This is a genomic window from Actinoplanes sp. NPDC051861, from assembly GCF_040681145.1.
Taxonomy (GTDB): Bacteria; Actinomycetota; Actinomycetes; order Mycobacteriales; family Micromonosporaceae; genus Actinoplanes.
The window spans coordinates 61,771-75,360 of sequence record NZ_JBFAYE010000030.1 but is presented as its reverse complement, the minus strand read 5'-3'; the positions used below and the strand labels follow the sequence as shown (position 1 = coordinate 75,360).

12 protein-coding genes are annotated in these 13,590 nt (G+C 70.7%); 3 read left to right on the top strand and 9 right to left on the bottom strand.

Annotation, left to right across the window (positions count from 1 at the left end):
• Positions 1–11 precede the first annotated feature (11 nt).
• The 3 genes from AB0M02_RS43225 to AB0M02_RS43215 are packed head-to-tail and all read right to left on the bottom strand — an operon-like array spanning position 12 to position 1,599.
• The gene (locus AB0M02_RS43225; RefSeq protein WP_364238324.1) at positions 12–1,007 is read right to left on the bottom strand and encodes a hypothetical protein; all 996 of its coding nucleotides are present in this window, start codon (positions 1,005–1,007) and stop codon (positions 12–14) included.
• Positions 1,004–1,321 carry a hypothetical protein gene (locus tag AB0M02_RS43220; RefSeq protein WP_364238323.1) on the bottom strand — a complete coding sequence of 106 codons (318 nt, stop codon included), beginning with the start codon at positions 1,319–1,321 and terminating at the stop codon, positions 1,004–1,006. The genes AB0M02_RS43225 and AB0M02_RS43220 overlap by 4 nt, the downstream gene beginning before the upstream one ends.
• Positions 1,315–1,599 (bottom strand): hypothetical protein, encoded by a 285-nt coding sequence (locus AB0M02_RS43215; RefSeq protein WP_364238322.1) that lies wholly within the window; start codon positions 1,597–1,599, stop codon positions 1,315–1,317. Before AB0M02_RS43215 ends, AB0M02_RS43220 begins: the two co-directional genes overlap by 7 nt.
• A gap of 136 nt (positions 1,600–1,735) precedes the next feature.
• Here AB0M02_RS43215 and AB0M02_RS43210 point away from each other — a divergent pair, with 136 nt between their 5' ends.
• From AB0M02_RS43210 to AB0M02_RS43200, 3 genes are read left to right on the top strand one after another with little or no spacing between them, the layout of a single operon-like run.
• Positions 1,736–4,330: an FtsK/SpoIIIE domain-containing protein gene (locus AB0M02_RS43210; RefSeq protein ID WP_364238321.1), complete on the top strand. Its 2,595-nt coding sequence runs from the start codon at positions 1,736–1,738 to the stop codon at positions 4,328–4,330.
• Positions 4,327–5,007 (top strand): hypothetical protein, encoded by a 681-nt coding sequence (locus AB0M02_RS43205; protein WP_364238320.1) that lies wholly within the window; start codon positions 4,327–4,329, stop codon positions 5,005–5,007. The genes AB0M02_RS43210 and AB0M02_RS43205 overlap by 4 nt, the downstream gene beginning before the upstream one ends.
• 11 nt (positions 5,008–5,018) lie before the next feature.
• Positions 5,019–5,279 (top strand): hypothetical protein, encoded by a 261-nt coding sequence (locus AB0M02_RS43200; RefSeq protein ID WP_364238319.1) that lies wholly within the window; start codon positions 5,019–5,021, stop codon positions 5,277–5,279.
• Here the strand turns inward: AB0M02_RS43200 and folE are convergent.
• From folE to dacB, 6 genes are all read right to left on the bottom strand, one after another.
• Positions 5,272–5,919 (bottom strand): GTP cyclohydrolase I FolE, encoded by a 648-nt coding sequence (gene folE, locus AB0M02_RS43195; protein WP_364238357.1) that lies wholly within the window; start codon positions 5,917–5,919, stop codon positions 5,272–5,274. The genes AB0M02_RS43200 and folE overlap by 8 nt on opposite strands.
• Positions 5,916–7,937 carry an ATP-dependent zinc metalloprotease FtsH gene (ftsH, locus tag AB0M02_RS43190; RefSeq protein ID WP_364238318.1) on the bottom strand — a complete coding sequence of 674 codons (2,022 nt, stop codon included), beginning with the start codon at positions 7,935–7,937 and terminating at the stop codon, positions 5,916–5,918. Before ftsH ends, folE begins: the two co-directional genes overlap by 4 nt.
• Before the next feature lie 253 nt (positions 7,938–8,190).
• Entirely contained in the window at positions 8,191–8,766 is a 576-nt protein-coding gene (gene hpt, locus AB0M02_RS43185) for a hypoxanthine phosphoribosyltransferase (RefSeq protein WP_364238317.1), read from the bottom strand.
• 64 nt (positions 8,767–8,830) lie between these two features.
• On the bottom strand, positions 8,831–9,805 hold the full coding sequence (gene tilS, locus AB0M02_RS43180) for a tRNA lysidine(34) synthetase TilS (protein WP_364238316.1): 975 nt from the start codon (positions 9,803–9,805) through the stop codon (positions 8,831–8,833).
• A gap of 1 nt (position 9,806) precedes the next feature.
• Positions 9,807–10,847, bottom strand: coding sequence for a zinc-dependent metalloprotease (locus AB0M02_RS43175; RefSeq protein WP_364238315.1), 1,041 nt, complete (start codon positions 10,845–10,847; stop codon positions 9,807–9,809).
• Between the two features lie 53 nt (positions 10,848–10,900).
• Entirely contained in the window at positions 10,901–12,304 is a 1,404-nt protein-coding gene (gene dacB, locus AB0M02_RS43170; RefSeq protein WP_364238314.1) for a D-alanyl-D-alanine carboxypeptidase/D-alanyl-D-alanine-endopeptidase, read from the bottom strand.
• Between the last annotated feature and the right edge of the window lie 1,286 nt (positions 12,305–13,590).

Genomic DNA, 13,590 nt, shown 5'->3' with positions numbered 1-13,590 from the left:
GCTGGCTCCTCTCAGGCTGCCGGGTCGATCTCGGTCAAGGACGTTACGGACTGGTTGTTGTCCAAGGCTCGGCGTTCGATCGCGTTCCAGATGCCGTCGGCTCGGGGGTTGTGGGTCCAGGCGGTCACCTCGCCTGCGGCGTTCTCGGCGTAGCGTTCGGAGAGGCGGCCCCAGATGTCGCGGGCGTGGGTGGCGCGTACCGGTGAGTTGTCGGCGAAGAGCCTCATGTCGTCGAAGGTTCGCCCGCCAGGGGTTTGCTCCAAGGTTACCGAGTCGACACCGTCCGCGTTCTTCTCGGCGTAGAGGCGCATGGGGACCCCTTCGGGACTGCGTCCTGAGTAGAAATGGGCTCCGTTGAGAGGACTGTTGACGTCGGCCCTCTCCACCTCCCGCATGAGCCGATGGAATTCGGAGTTTTGTCCGAAGTGTCGAGCCAGCTGACCGGCGTGCTGCGCGGCGGCTCGGGTGCCGGCGGTTTGGAGGAGGTCGGCAGCGCGGGCGAAACACGTGGCCACCTCGCCCTCCACGACTTGCAACGCCTTGTGGACGATCTCGCGGCAGGCGACCCGGCTGGCGGCGATGAAGAGCGGGATCTCGGCGAGGGTGACGCCGGCGGTGACGAACGAGGTTCCTACCGCCTGGCCGACCTGGAAGGCGAGGACGGTCAGCTGCGCGATGAAGGCGGTCTTGAGAGCAACGGTGACGCCCGCCATGGCAAGAAGGCCGGCGCCGATCAGCTCTACCGCGGTGGCGGCGTCGTCCAGGTGGGTTCCAGGTCCGTCGGGGCCGTTCCACCACTGCTCGAAGGCCTCAACCGACGCGCCCTCGTTCTCCATCCAGACCCGGCGGGCAGCCGTGTTCGCCGCAGCCGCGTGGATGCGGAGCCGGGCGCCGTGCTCGATCCAGGCGCGCCCGTCGGCATAGAGGCGGTCCTCGTCAGCCTGCGGCCAGGTGAGCCCGACCCAGCCGAGCGGCTCGGTGAGCTCGACAGGCAGCTCGATGGTCACGGGGGATCACCGAGGGACGCGGCCGATGACGCGTCAGTCATGGCGACCGAGCGAGCCTGCACAGCCAGCCCGACTGCCGCCTGCCCGACCTGCTGCACATAGGACCCCAGAGCCGTCAACGCGTGCCCCAGCACCCCCTGGTAGGCCACCCCGAAGGCACTCCCACCCTCATCGGCACCCCACGGCGCCCCGGGGGCCGCCACGGTGGCCTCCAGAGCGGCGACGTCATCCGCCATCCGCTTTGCGATCCCGGCCAGCTCACTGCTCACCGCCGTGAGCGCGTCGGGATCCACCCGGAGCCCCACGCTCACCATTTCCGCACCGCCTGGCGCGACAGGTCGTACAGAACTGAGGAGATCTCCTCGAACCGGCGCGACGCGATCTCGACCGCTTCCGAACCATCTTCAAGAGCCGGAGCAGCAAAGGAGCCGAGCAGGGAGTCCTGCGCACGGGTGAATGCCGCGATCAGCCCGGCCCGCAGCTCCGAGACCGGCAGTTGTGTCACCCGGGGGTCAAGGGTCAGATCCCACAGCCGCCCGTCATCGCCGAGTTCGATCCGAACCCGGCCGTCCAAAGCGTCACCAAAGAACATGTCGACCTCCCGTAAAGACGAGTACCGCGGATGCACGCTCCGGGTTCAAGGCGATACGTAGAGGTACGAAAGTGGCACCGGGGACGCGGCGCGGCGCCCGAGCGGCTCTGGGATAAGTTTTATCCGCGGACAGGAGGTGGTGGCAGTGGCTGATTCGACTCTGCGAGTCCGGCAGGCCGCTGCTCTGCACCGGCAGGCAGTGGCCACGGTGGACGCCGCCGCAGCCGCGCTCGAGGCCTATGCGCCGGCCCCGCCGGACCCCCGGGAGCAGCATCGGCTTGCCGAGCGGCTGCGGACGGTGGCCCGTGAGCTGGCACCGGGCTGGCTGGGCGCCGATCTGAACACGGTGGTGTCCACGAGCCTCAAGAGCCAGGCCACGTCGCCGTTCGTCCGGCTGGGGATCGCCCAGCCGCTGGACGACGTCCGTTTTCCAGCGATCGTGCCGCTGCTCGGCACGGGTCACCTGACCATCGACGCGACCGCGACCGATCCGCGGGTGTTCGGCCTGCTGCGGTCGCTGCTGCTGCGCCTGCTGGCGGCGGCTCCGGCGGGTTCGCTGCTGGTCCGCACCGTGGACGGGGTCGGTGGCGGCTCGGTGTTCGCGCCGTTCGAGGAGCTTGCCGACGCCGGGCTGATGGCGCCGCCGGCCACCGATCGGCAGGGCCTGCGGGACGTGCTGTCGGAGGCGGAGAAATGGCTGCGCCCGGTGCGGGGCGGCGCCACGCGGCGGTCCCGGCGGGACCGGATGATGCTCGTGGTGATCGCCAGCCTGCCGGAGATGACCGAGGGCGAGGAACTGCGGCGGATCGCGGCGCTGGCGCAGCAGGGGCCGGATTCGGGGCTGCATCTGATCGTGGCCGGCTGGCCGCCCCCGCCGCTGACCACGGAGACCACCCAGGCGCCGCTGCCGCGGACGACCGCCGTGTCGGTGCGGAACCCGTTCGCCATCATCGGTGACCCGCCGGGCGGCACGTTCGGCTCGACGCCGGAGGCGCTGTGGCTGAACGCGCCGGTGTTCCTCGACGAGGACCCGCCGCCGCACCTGATCGACGCGGTCTGCCACGAGCTGGCCGCGGACACCCTGGAGGCGTCCCGGGTCACGCTCGCCGACCTGCTGCCGGACTCCGGCGAGGAGCTGTGGAGCGGTGACGCGGCGGCCGGGGTGGAGACCGTGGTCGGTCACCACGGCGACGTGCCGCTGATCCTGCGGTTCAACGACCTCACTCCGCACTGGATGGTGGGCGGCCGGTCCGGCGCCGGCAAGACCGCCTTCCTGATCAACGTGCTCTACGGGCTCGGCGCGCGGTACGGTCCCGGCCAGCTCGCTCTCTACCTGCTCGACTTCAAGGAGGGCGTCTCCTTCGCGGAGTTCGTCCCCACCCAGCGGGACCGCACCTGGCTGCCGCACGCGCGCGCCGTCGGCGTCGAGTCGGACCGGGAGTACGGGTTGGCCGTCCTCCGCGAGCTGGACGCCGAGATGAGCCGCCGCTCTCTGGCGTACAAACGGGCGGGTGTCTCGCGCTTCACCGATCTGCGGGCGGTCGTCGCCGAGGAGGGCCGTGGCACCCCGCTGCCCCGGATCCTGTGCGTGATCGACGAGTTCCAGGTGCTGCTGGCCGGCAACGACCCGATGGCCACCGAGGCCGTCGGCCTGCTGGAGTCGCTGGCGCGCAAGGGCCGGTCGTACGGGATACACCTCGTCCTGGCCAGCCAGACCGTGCTCGGTGTGGAAGCGCTCTATGCCAAGCGTGACTCGATCTTCGGGCAGTTCCCGGTGCGGATCGCGCTGCCCGGCGGCGGCGACGTGCTGGAGCCGACGAACGACTCGGCCGCCGGGCTGCCGATGGGCAGTGCCGTGGTGAACACGGCCGGCGGTCTTGGCGGGCCGCGTGGTGCGACGCGCGGTCACGAGCGCGTGGTGCGCTTCCCCGATCCGCACGCCGACCAGCCGCTGCTCAGCGACCTGCGGCACCGGCTGTGGGGTGCCCGCGACCCGGAGGCGCTGCCCCCGCGGGTCTTCGCCGGTTATGCGCAGCAGCACCTCGAGGACGACCCCACCTACCGATCCGCCCTGGCCGGACGGGTGGCCCGCCCCGCGGCCCTGATCGGCCGCGTGATCGACGTGAACCTCTCCACCGCCACCTTCCCCCTGGACTCGTCCCCCGGCCGCCATCTGGCGATCCTGGGCTCCCAGACCACCGGCGCCGAGGTGCTGGACGCCGCCGCCCGCAGTGTCGCCGCCTGCCACGCTCCGCGTACGGCTCGGTTCGTGATCGCCTCACTGGTCGCCGAGGGTGACGCCTCGGCTCGTGCGCTGGCCGCGGAGATCGCGCACCGCCAGGACGTCGTCGTGGTCGACGCGGCGGGACTGGCCGAGGAACTGGACGCCGACCGCCCCGGTTATCGGGTGGTGTTCGGGATGGACGCCGCCGCGCCCGGCAGCCTGACCGGTCTGCGGAAGCTGCTGCGCGAGGGCCCGGGCCGGGGTGCGCACCTGCTGTCCTGGTGGCGTGGCGTTCGCCGGTTCGGCGAGGAGACCGGCGGCAGCATGGGCCGCGAGGACGTGGCCGGGCTGCTGTTCCTCAACGTGCCGCAGTCCGACGTGATGCTGCTGCTGGGCCGCCCGGTGGACTGGCACCCCCGGGCGAACCGGGCTCTGCTCCACGATCGGCACGCCGACCAGTTGGTGACCATCGTGCCTTTTGTGAACGCGGAGGGTGAGGCCCCGTGACCGAGCAGAAGGAAGGACAGATCGTTCCCGCCCAGACCCCCCGGGAGAGCGACCCCTGGGCGGAATATCTGCGGGCGGCCCAGCAACTCGACCAGGTTCGCCGTGCGGTCAGCAACGCGGCCGGCGAGCACGCCGCGACAGTGGCGGCAGCAAGGCAGGAGCTTTCTTCGGTACGCGCACGGCTGGCACCGCAAAAGGCGCGTTTGGTGCGCGATTTCGCCGTACCGGAAAATGATCTGACACCGCAGCCCACGGACCAGGCGGCGGCGATGGAAAGGGTGACCGGCGGTCCGGCCGCCGTGCTGGCCGCGCTTCGCGAGGCCCGGGTCACCGCGGACGCCGCGGATCACGCCTTCATCGGCCCCGCACCCGCCGGACCGCATCGTCCCTGGGTGCGCAACCTGCTGATCTACGGACCGTTCGCGGCCGCCGTGCTCATCGTGCAGGTGCTGCTGTTCCTGGTCGCCCCGCCCGGCTCACCGCCGACCTACGCCCTGCTCTGCGGCCTGAGCATGCCGCTGCTGGCGTTCGGGCTGGGGTGGGCGACGATCGGCTTCGTCTACGGCGGCGAGGGCGAGGCCGCGGTGGACCGCACCCCGATCCTCGGCGTGATCACCTGTCTCACCCCGGTGCTGCTGACCTGCATGGGCGCGGGTCTAGAGGCACTGCTGAACTGAAGGAGGCGCGGATGGCGAACGTCGAAGAGGTCAAGGTCAACGTGGCGACGTCGGTGGCCGGGTCGGAACGCGCGATCGTCGGCATCCAGGCCGTCGCCGAGCAGCTGGACCAGTCCCTGGCTCTGATGCGGCTGACCGCGGTGGGCTCGTTGCACCCCGCTGCCGCAGCCGCCATCGCGAGCCTGCAGCAGGCCCGGGAGCGGCTGGACGAGGCGACTCAGCTGACCCGGGCGGCGATGGACTCGGCCAACCAGTTCCGCAGCCTCATCTAGCGTTTATCAAGGCCATCGCCTCGGCGCGGACTTTGCCGTCGGTCTGGAAGCCGCCGCGCACCGCGCTGGTGACGGTCCGCGCGCCGGCCTTGCGGATGCCGCGCATCTCCATGCAGAGGTGCTCGCACTCCAGGACGACTATCGCGCCGCGCGCGCCGAGCTGCGCCATCAGCAGGTCGGCTATCTGCGAAGTGAGCCGCTCCTGCACCTGCGGGCGGCGGGCGAAGACCTCGACGAGCCGGGCCAGCTTGGACAGGCCGGTGATCCGGCCGTCGGTGCCCGGGATGTAACCGATGTGCGCGACACCCTTGAACGGCAGCAGGTGGTGCTCGCACATGCTCTGCACCTCGATGTCACGGACCAGCACGAGCTCCTCGTGGTCCGCCTCGAAGCTGGTGGTGAGCACGGTCGCCGGGTCGACCCGAAGACCGGCGAACAGCTCCGCATACGCCCTGGCGACCCGGGCCGGGGTGCGCTGCAGACCGTCACGGTCCGGGTCCTCACCGACCGCGATGAGGATCTCCCGGACCGCTTTCTCGATCCGCCCGAGGTCGACGGCCTGCTCGACCGGGGTACCGGTGAGCTTGCCGTCGACCAGCCGGGCGGCGAGATAGTCGAGCTCTTCTGAAGGGCTGATCAGTTGCTACCTTCCGAACCGTTCGCGTTGGCGCCCGGGTTCTGTCCGACGGCGATCTGGCCGTCCGCCTCCGCCTGTGCCTTCAGCTTGTCCCGCTCGGCGGGGGTGAGCACCGGCGGCGCCTCCGAGGGGAGCCGCTTGCCGAAGCCGTTGAAGGGCGACATCGGCGGGCGCTTGGCCACCCGGCCGCAGATCCGGTCCATGTCCTCGCGGGTGATGGTTTCCTTCTCCATCAGCTCCAAGACCATGGTGTCGAGCACGTCGCGGTACTCGACCAGGATCTCCCAGGCCTCGTCGTGGGCGAGCTCGATGAGCGCGCGCACCTCGGCGTCGATGTCGGCGGCGACCGAGTCCGAGTAGTCCCGCTCGTGGCCCATGTTGCGGCCAAGGAACGGCTCGTCCCCGCTGGTGCCGTACTTCACGGCGCCCAGCTTCGAGCTCATGCCGTACTGGGTGACCATGGCGCGGGCCAGCCCGGTGGCCTTCTCGATGTCGTTGCCGGCACCGGTGGTGGGCTCGTGGAAGACGAGCTCCTCGGCGGCCCGGCCACCCAGCGCGTACGCCAAGGTGTCGATCATCTCGGCCCGCGTCTGGGTGTACTTGTCCTCGGTCGGCAGCACCAGCGTGTGACCCAGCGAGCGGCCACGCGGGAGGATCGTCACCTTGTGCACCGGAGCGGAGTGCGGCAGCGCGTACGCCACCAGCGCGTGACCGCCCTCGTGGTACGCGGTGATCTTCTTCTCGTGGTCGCTCATCGCCCGGGTGCGGCGCTCGGGGCCGGCGATGACCCGGTCGATCGCCTCCTCGAGGAAGTGGTTGGAGATCGCCCGCTTCTCGTTACGGGCGGTCAGCAGCGCTGCCTCGTTGATCACGTTGGCCAGGTCGGCACCGGAGAAACCGGGCGTCCGGCGGGCCACCGAGTCGAGGTCGACGTCCGGCGTGAACGGCTTGCCCTTGGCGTGCACCCGCAGGATCGCCTTGCGGCCCTCCATGTCCGGGTTGTCCACCGGGATCTGCCGGTCGAAACGGCCCGGGCGCAGCAGCGCGGGGTCGAGGATGTCGGGCCGGTTCGTGGCGGCGATCAGGATCACGCCGCCCTTGGTGTCGAAGCCGTCCATCTCGACCAGCAGCTGGTTGAGGGTCTGCTCACGCTCGTCGTGGCCACCGCCCATGCCGGCGCCACGGTGCCGGCCGACCGCGTCGATCTCGTCGACGAAGACGATCGCCGGAGCGTTCGACTTCGCCTGCTCGAAGAGGTCGCGGACCCGGCTGGCGCCGACACCGACGAACATCTCGACGAAGTCCGAACCGGAGATGGAGTAGAAGGGCACACCGGCCTCGCCGGCGACCGCACGGGCCAGCAGCGTCTTACCGGTACCCGGCTGGCCGAAGAGCAGCACGCCCTTCGGGATCTTCGCGCCGAGCGCCTGGTATTTCGCCGGGTTCTGCAGGAAGTCCTTGATCTCCTGGAGCTCCTCGACCGCCTCGTCGGCGCCCGCCACGTCCGCGAACGTGGTCTTCGGCGTGTCCTTGGTGATCATCTTCGCCTTGGACTTACCGAAGTTGAGCACCCGCGAGCCGCCGCCCTGCATCTGCGACATGAACAGCAGGAGCAGCACCACGAGAATGGCGATCGGCAGCAGGTTGATCAGCAGGCTGATCAGGATGTTGTCGCCCGAGACCGTGGCGTTGATCGTCCCGGTGATCCGGCCGGCGGTCTTGGCCTGCTGCACATCCTCCCAGATGGCGGCGGTGACCTCGTACGGATACTGGGTCTCGATCTTGTCGGTCATCTTGCCGTTGAACCGCTCGGACTGCGCGAGATCGATCTGGAGCGTCTGCTCCTTGTCCTTCTGGACGACCTTCTCGATGTTCGGCTGGTTCAGGCGCTCGAGAGCGACCGAAGTGTCTACCCGCTGGTAGCTGGGACCACTGGTGAAGAAAGAGCTCAGCGCGACTACGCCGATGATCACCAGAATGATCCAGACCACCGGGCGGCGGAAGAAACGCGTACGTTCCATACTGTTGTCGGGCGCCAAGCGCCCGGACCCTCCTGATCGGCGTCCTGGTCACCTCAACGTCGCCGCGCGTTAGGCGGCCCCTCCGGCGTTAGTGACGACTACGCCATTGGTCACTCGACCGTACACCGTAGGTGCCGTTTGCGAACCCGTGAGGCCTCACGGTGAACCACGCGTACCCGGCGATAAGTCGGGGCGGTTCAGGTGCAAAACCGCCCATACCGAACCAATACTGAGAACACGCTGAGAAAGCGGTTCAGCTACGGGCGTACACCTCGGGCTTCAGTACACCCACGTACGGCAACTCCCGGTAACGCTCCGCGAAGTCCAGTCCGTAACCGACCACGAACTCGTTCGGGATGTCGAAGCCCACGTAGCGGACCGGGACCTGCACCTTCACCGCGTCCGGCTTGCGGAACAGCGCGACCACCTCGACGCTGGCCGGCTGCCGGGACTCGAGGTACTTCATCAGCCAGGACAGGGTCAGTCCGGAGTCGACGATGTCCTCGACGACCAGCACGTGCCGTCCGGCGATGTCGCGGTCCAGGTCCTTGAGGATGCGCACCACACCGGAGGAGGTGGTGCCCTGCCCGTACGACGAGACGGCCATGAACTCCATCTCGGTCGACGGGCCGTGCCGCCCGAGCGAACGGGCGAAATCAGCCATGAACATGACCGCGCCCTTGAGCACGCAGACCAGCAGAATCCCGTCCACGGCATCGGTGTGGTCCGCGGAGACCTGCTTGGCCAGTTCGTCGATCTTGTCCCGGATCTGTTGCTCCGAGATGATCACGTGGTCGATGTCGGCGTCGTACCAAGAGCCATCAGCCATGGGGGTAAGCCTGCCCCATCGAGGTTACGGATAGTCGAACGGGGCCGGATTGTGGTCAGCCACATCACTTGATATGTGCCGGAACCACCCGAACGAGTTCACCGGAGCGCCGCGCCACGCCGATCCCGCCGGGCAGATGCACCGTGCCCTGGCCGTGCCACGCGGTCACCAGAGCGTCCAGAGACACCACGTGCCGGTGTGCCAGAGCGCCGCCGGGCGCGCCGAGCTCACGGGCCCAGCTGTGCAGCACACGGCCGCGGACGGCGGGCAGCAGACCGGCGAGAACGGACACCGACAGCCCTTCACCGCTGCGCGACTCCGCCAGCGCCGCGACGGCCAGCTCGTCGAGCGCGGCGGTGTCGGCGGCGATCAGGGTCGCGGTCCGGGCCAGGTTCGTCAGCACGGCCGGCCCGAGCGCGGCGACCAGGGCGGGCAGGGCCGAGGCGCGGACGCGGGATCTCGCGTACGCCGGGTCGGTGTTGTGCGGGTCCTCCCAGGGCGCCAGTCCCAGCGCCGCGCACGCCTTGCGGGTCTCCGCACGGGCGATGTCGAGCAGTGGACGGCGGAACACCCCGCGGCGGGCCGGCATCCCGGACAGGCCGCGCGGACCGGCACCCCGCGCCAGCGCGAGCAGCACCGTCTCGGCCTGGTCGTCGCGGGTGTGCCCGAGCAGCACCGCGGCCGCGCCCAGCTCGTCGGCGGCGGCACTCAGCGCCGCATAGCGCGCGGTGCGCGCGGCCGCCTCCGGCCCGCCGTGCAGGCCGGCCACCGAGACGGTCTCGATCCGCACCGGGTCGAAGCCGGCGTCCCGGGCCCAGGCGGCCACCGACCGGGCGCGCCGGTCCGAGCCCTCCTGCAGGCCGTGGTCCACGGTGACCAGACCGACCCGCTTGCCGGTGAACCGGGCCGCCGACGCGAGCGCCAGCGAGTCCGCGCCACCCGAGCAGGCGACCAGGACCAGGGCGTCGGCGGGCAGCCCGGACAGGCCGCGGCGCACCGCGGTGCGCACGGCCGCGACCGGAGGCGGAATCCGGGCCATCTCAGCTGTGCACCCGGGCGACCCACGCGTCCGGGTCACCCAGCTCCTCCAGCCGGGGCAGGGACAGCGGTGAGGTGAAGATCTTGTTGAAGCCGGTCATGCCGACCCGCTCGACGACGCCGTGGACGAACTTGCGGCCCTCCGCGTACTGCCGCATCTTGACCTCGACGCCGAGCAGGCGGCGGACCGCCTTCTCCAGCGGGTTACCGGTCTCCCGGCGCCGGTTGAACTTGGAGCGGATCGACTCGACCGAGGGGATCACCTCGGGGCCGACACCGTCCATCACGAACTCGGCGTGCCCCTCCAGCAGCGTCATCAGCGCGGTCAGCCGGTCCAGCACGGCTTTCTGCCCCGGCGTCTGCACGATGTCCAGCACCGAGACCCGGCTCTCCGGGTCGCGCAGCGCGTCGGAGAGCGTGGCGACGCCGCGGCGCAGCCGCTCCAGGATGTGCGAGGTGTCCTGGGAGGCGTCGACGAACGCCTGCACCTCGCCGAGGAAGTAGCCCCGCATCCACGGCACAGCGGTGAACTGCGTCCGGTGTGTCACCTCGTGCAGGCACACCCAGAGCCGGAAGTCACGGGAGTCCGCGTTGATCTTGCGTTCCACCTCGACGATGTTCGGCGCGTTCAGCAGCAGCTGGCCGGGGTCGGCGGAGAACACTTCGTATTGCCCGAGGACGCGGCCGGACAGGTAGGCCAGGATCGTCCCGGCCTGGACACCGGTCACCCGGGACCCGATCGCGTCGGCGAACGTGCCCGGCTGCTTGTCGCCGGACAGCCGGCTGACCAGCGGCCCGATCACCTGCCGCAGGCCGGCGATGTTCACCTTCGCCCAGTCCCGCCGGTCGACCACGCGCACCGGCGGCACCTCGACCTGGGGAGCCAACCCCGTGTACTCCGCCACGTGCCCGGCTGCCTCATCGGTGAGGGCCCGCAGCTCGGACACCACCTGAGTCGCCTCGTCCAGGCTCACCGCGGGGCCGGTCTTGGCGAGCGCTCCCGCGGTCGCGGCGGCCAGATCCCAGTCAACGAACTGCGCCATGCAGCCCACCGTACCCGCGCGGCTCCAGAGCGCACTCAGGTGAAACCCGGAGATCAGCAGCCGCAGGCCACCAGACGGGCCGCGACCCGGTCCAGCGCGGCGCGTGCGGCGATCGCGCTCGGCCCACCCTTCGCCATGATCGCGAACGCCAGGACCCGCCCGTCCTTGGTGATCAGCACACCGGCCAGAGTGTTCACCCCGCTCAGCGTTCCGGTCTTGGCGCGGACGATGCCCTGCGCGCTCTGATTCGGGCTGGGCGTGACGAACCGGGTCCGCAGCGTCCCGGACCAGCCGGCCACCGGCAGCCCGTTGAACATGTTGCTCAGCGCGGACTGCTGCCCGCCGGCCGCCAGGGCCAGGGTCTGCACCAGCAGCGCCGGGCTGATCGCGTTGCGGTCGGAGAGCCCGCTGGCGTCGTAGAGCAGCGCCTCCTCGGAGGGCAGCCCCAGCTCGGTCAGCTTGTCACCCATCGCGTCCGCGGTGCCCTCGAAGCTGGCCTCCTTGCCGGCCGCCAGCGCCACCTGCCGCCCGATCGCCTCGGCCAGCACGTTGTCGCTCATCTGCAGCATCCACTCGACGACCTGCACGAGCGGCGGGGACTGCACCTTCCCCAACTCGGTGCCGGGCGCGATCGCCGGTGCCGCCGACGCCTCCGCCTGCTCGGGCGCCGATCCCTTGCTCACCGACGTGACATCGAGGAACTTCGCGAACGCCTTACCCGCCGAGATCGCCGGATTCGCGAACCGCGGGTCACCACCGCGCTCGTTGTGCACCGGATCGACACGGCCACCGTTGGTCATCAACGACTGGACCCGCGCGACCTGACCAGCCCCGATGTCCCCGCTGCCCCAACCGGTGGCGGTCTCCGGCCCGGTGAACAGCGACGTGTCCACCAGCACCTTCGTCACCTCGGTACCGCCGAGCTTCTTCTTCACCTGCGCGGCGAGCAGATCCAGCCGCGCCGCACCCGGGAACAGCGTCTTCTTACCCACACCGAGCGTCACGTCACCGCCACCGACCAGCACGATCTCGCCCGGGTTCGCCCCCGCCACGACCTTCGTCTCGAACCGGTAGGCCGGCCCCCTCGCCGCCAGCGCGGTAGCCGCGGTGAGCACCTTCGTCGTCGAGGCCGGCGTGATCATGCCGTCCGCGTTCTTCTCGTACAGCACCGTGCTCGACGCGACGTCCATGACCTGCACGTTCACCTTGGAGCCGAGCGCGTTCGCGCCCACCAGCGGGTCCAGCGCCGCCTTCACCGCCGCGGTGTCCGGGGTGGTGCCCTGTGCCTCTGCGGCCACCAGGACCGGCGTAGGGCTGGGATCGGGCGTCGCCGGCGGGAGGGTGGGCGCGGTGGTCGCCGAAGCGCCGAGCCATCCGTCGACAGGCCCGGGCCGCACGACGAGACCGATTGCCGCCACCAACGCGACGACGATCAGGACCACAAAGCCAGAAACCAATTTGGTACGCGATATGCCAGGCCCCGCCGCCACCCCGCGCTCACCGTCGCCGGTCCCGCCTTTGCCGCCCGCGCCGGGCGGAGCTGCCACCCCACCAACCCCGACCCCGCCGCCACCACCGACTCCGACTGCGCCTCCGGCTCCGGTCCCGGCGTTTCCACCCACCGCGGCGTTTCCAACCGCCCCGGCGTTTCCGCCCGGCCCGGCATTGCCGCTCACGCCCGCGCTTCCGCCCGGCCTGGCATTGCCGCTCACGCCCGCGCTTCCGCCCGGCTTGGCATTGCCGCCGGTGGCTGCCGCTCCCCTGGTCCCGGCCGGTGAGGTCGGCCGCAGCGTGTTCAGCGGAACCGACGCCCGCCCATAGGTCCCCGCCGCGGTCTCCGCCGACGCTTCCGCACGCGGCTGCCCCGGCTCCCCGGAAGATCCGCTCACACGGTTCTGATCGCCCGCCAGAGCCTTCCCCTGAGCCTCCCCCGCCCCCGAACTCCACCCACCCAGCGCGTCGACAATGCCGCCCCCGGAAGCCGCGGGGCTGATCGGCTGCTGCACCGGCGGGCGGACGCCCGGCGTCGCCGGAGTGCTCAGGTTCTGGGTGCGCTCGCTCTCATCGGCGACCGCCTGATATCCGGCCGGAGGAGCACTCCACGGGCTGACCGGGGCGGACGCAGCCGCCGGATAGCCGACCGATTTGCCGGTATCCGTCCCTGGCGGCGAAACCGGAGCCGATCGCGGCGCGGGCACAGACGCCTGCCCGGGAATCGGGGGCCTGGGCGCGGACGCCTGCCCGGGAACGGGGGGCACGGACGCCTGGCCCGGCACCGGCACATGCGGCATCGCCTGCGTCGGCTGATGCGGGACCGCCGGCTGATGCGGGACCGCCAGCTGGTGTGAGACCGACGGCTGATGCGGGACCGCCGGCTGATGTGAGACCGACGGCTGAGGCGGGACCGGCGACTGGTGTGAGACCGGCGGCTGGAGCGGGACCGGCGGCTGAGGCGGCGTTGGTTGCTGGGCCGGAGGTTGGGGTGCCGAGAGCAGGTCGGCCCAGGCGGACGCGGGTCGGGTCGGGGGCTGCGGAAATGTCGGAGATGGGGGATGTGCGGGAGAACCGCCCGGCCAGGCGGAAGACTGTGGTTGTGTGGGTAGGGCGGGCGAGGGTTGCTCTCGCTGCCACGGGAACGGCTGTCGATCCGGGGACGAGGTGGGGTCCTGAGCAGGAGGAGCCGGAACCGCCGCGCGGCCCGGGACGGGTGGGTGCGACGGGGGCACGCTGGCCTGGCCGGTTG

Bases quoted from the DNA above. Each gene is read 5' to 3' on its own strand.
- AB0M02_RS43220 (WP_364238323.1), bottom strand. From the start codon at position 1,321: ATGGTGAGCGTGGGGCTCCGGGTGGATCCCGACGCGCTCACGGCGGTG.
- AB0M02_RS43215 (WP_364238322.1), bottom strand. From the start codon at position 1,599: ATGTTCTTTGGTGACGCTTTGGACGGCCGGGTTCGGATCGAACTCGGC.
- AB0M02_RS43200 (WP_364238319.1), top strand. From the start codon at position 5,019: ATGGCGAACGTCGAAGAGGTCAAGGTCAACGTGGCGACGTCGGTGGCC.
- ftsH (WP_364238318.1), bottom strand. From the start codon at position 7,937: ATGGAACGTACGCGTTTCTTCCGCCGCCCGGTGGTCTGGATCATTCTG.
- hpt (WP_364238317.1), bottom strand. From the start codon at position 8,766: ATGGCTGATGGCTCTTGGTACGACGCCGACATCGACCACGTGATCATC.
- tilS (WP_364238316.1), bottom strand. From the start codon at position 9,805: ATGGCCCGGATTCCGCCTCCGGTCGCGGCCGTGCGCACCGCGGTGCGC.
- AB0M02_RS43175 (WP_364238315.1), bottom strand. From the start codon at position 10,847: ATGGCGCAGTTCGTTGACTGGGATCTGGCCGCCGCGACCGCGGGAGCG.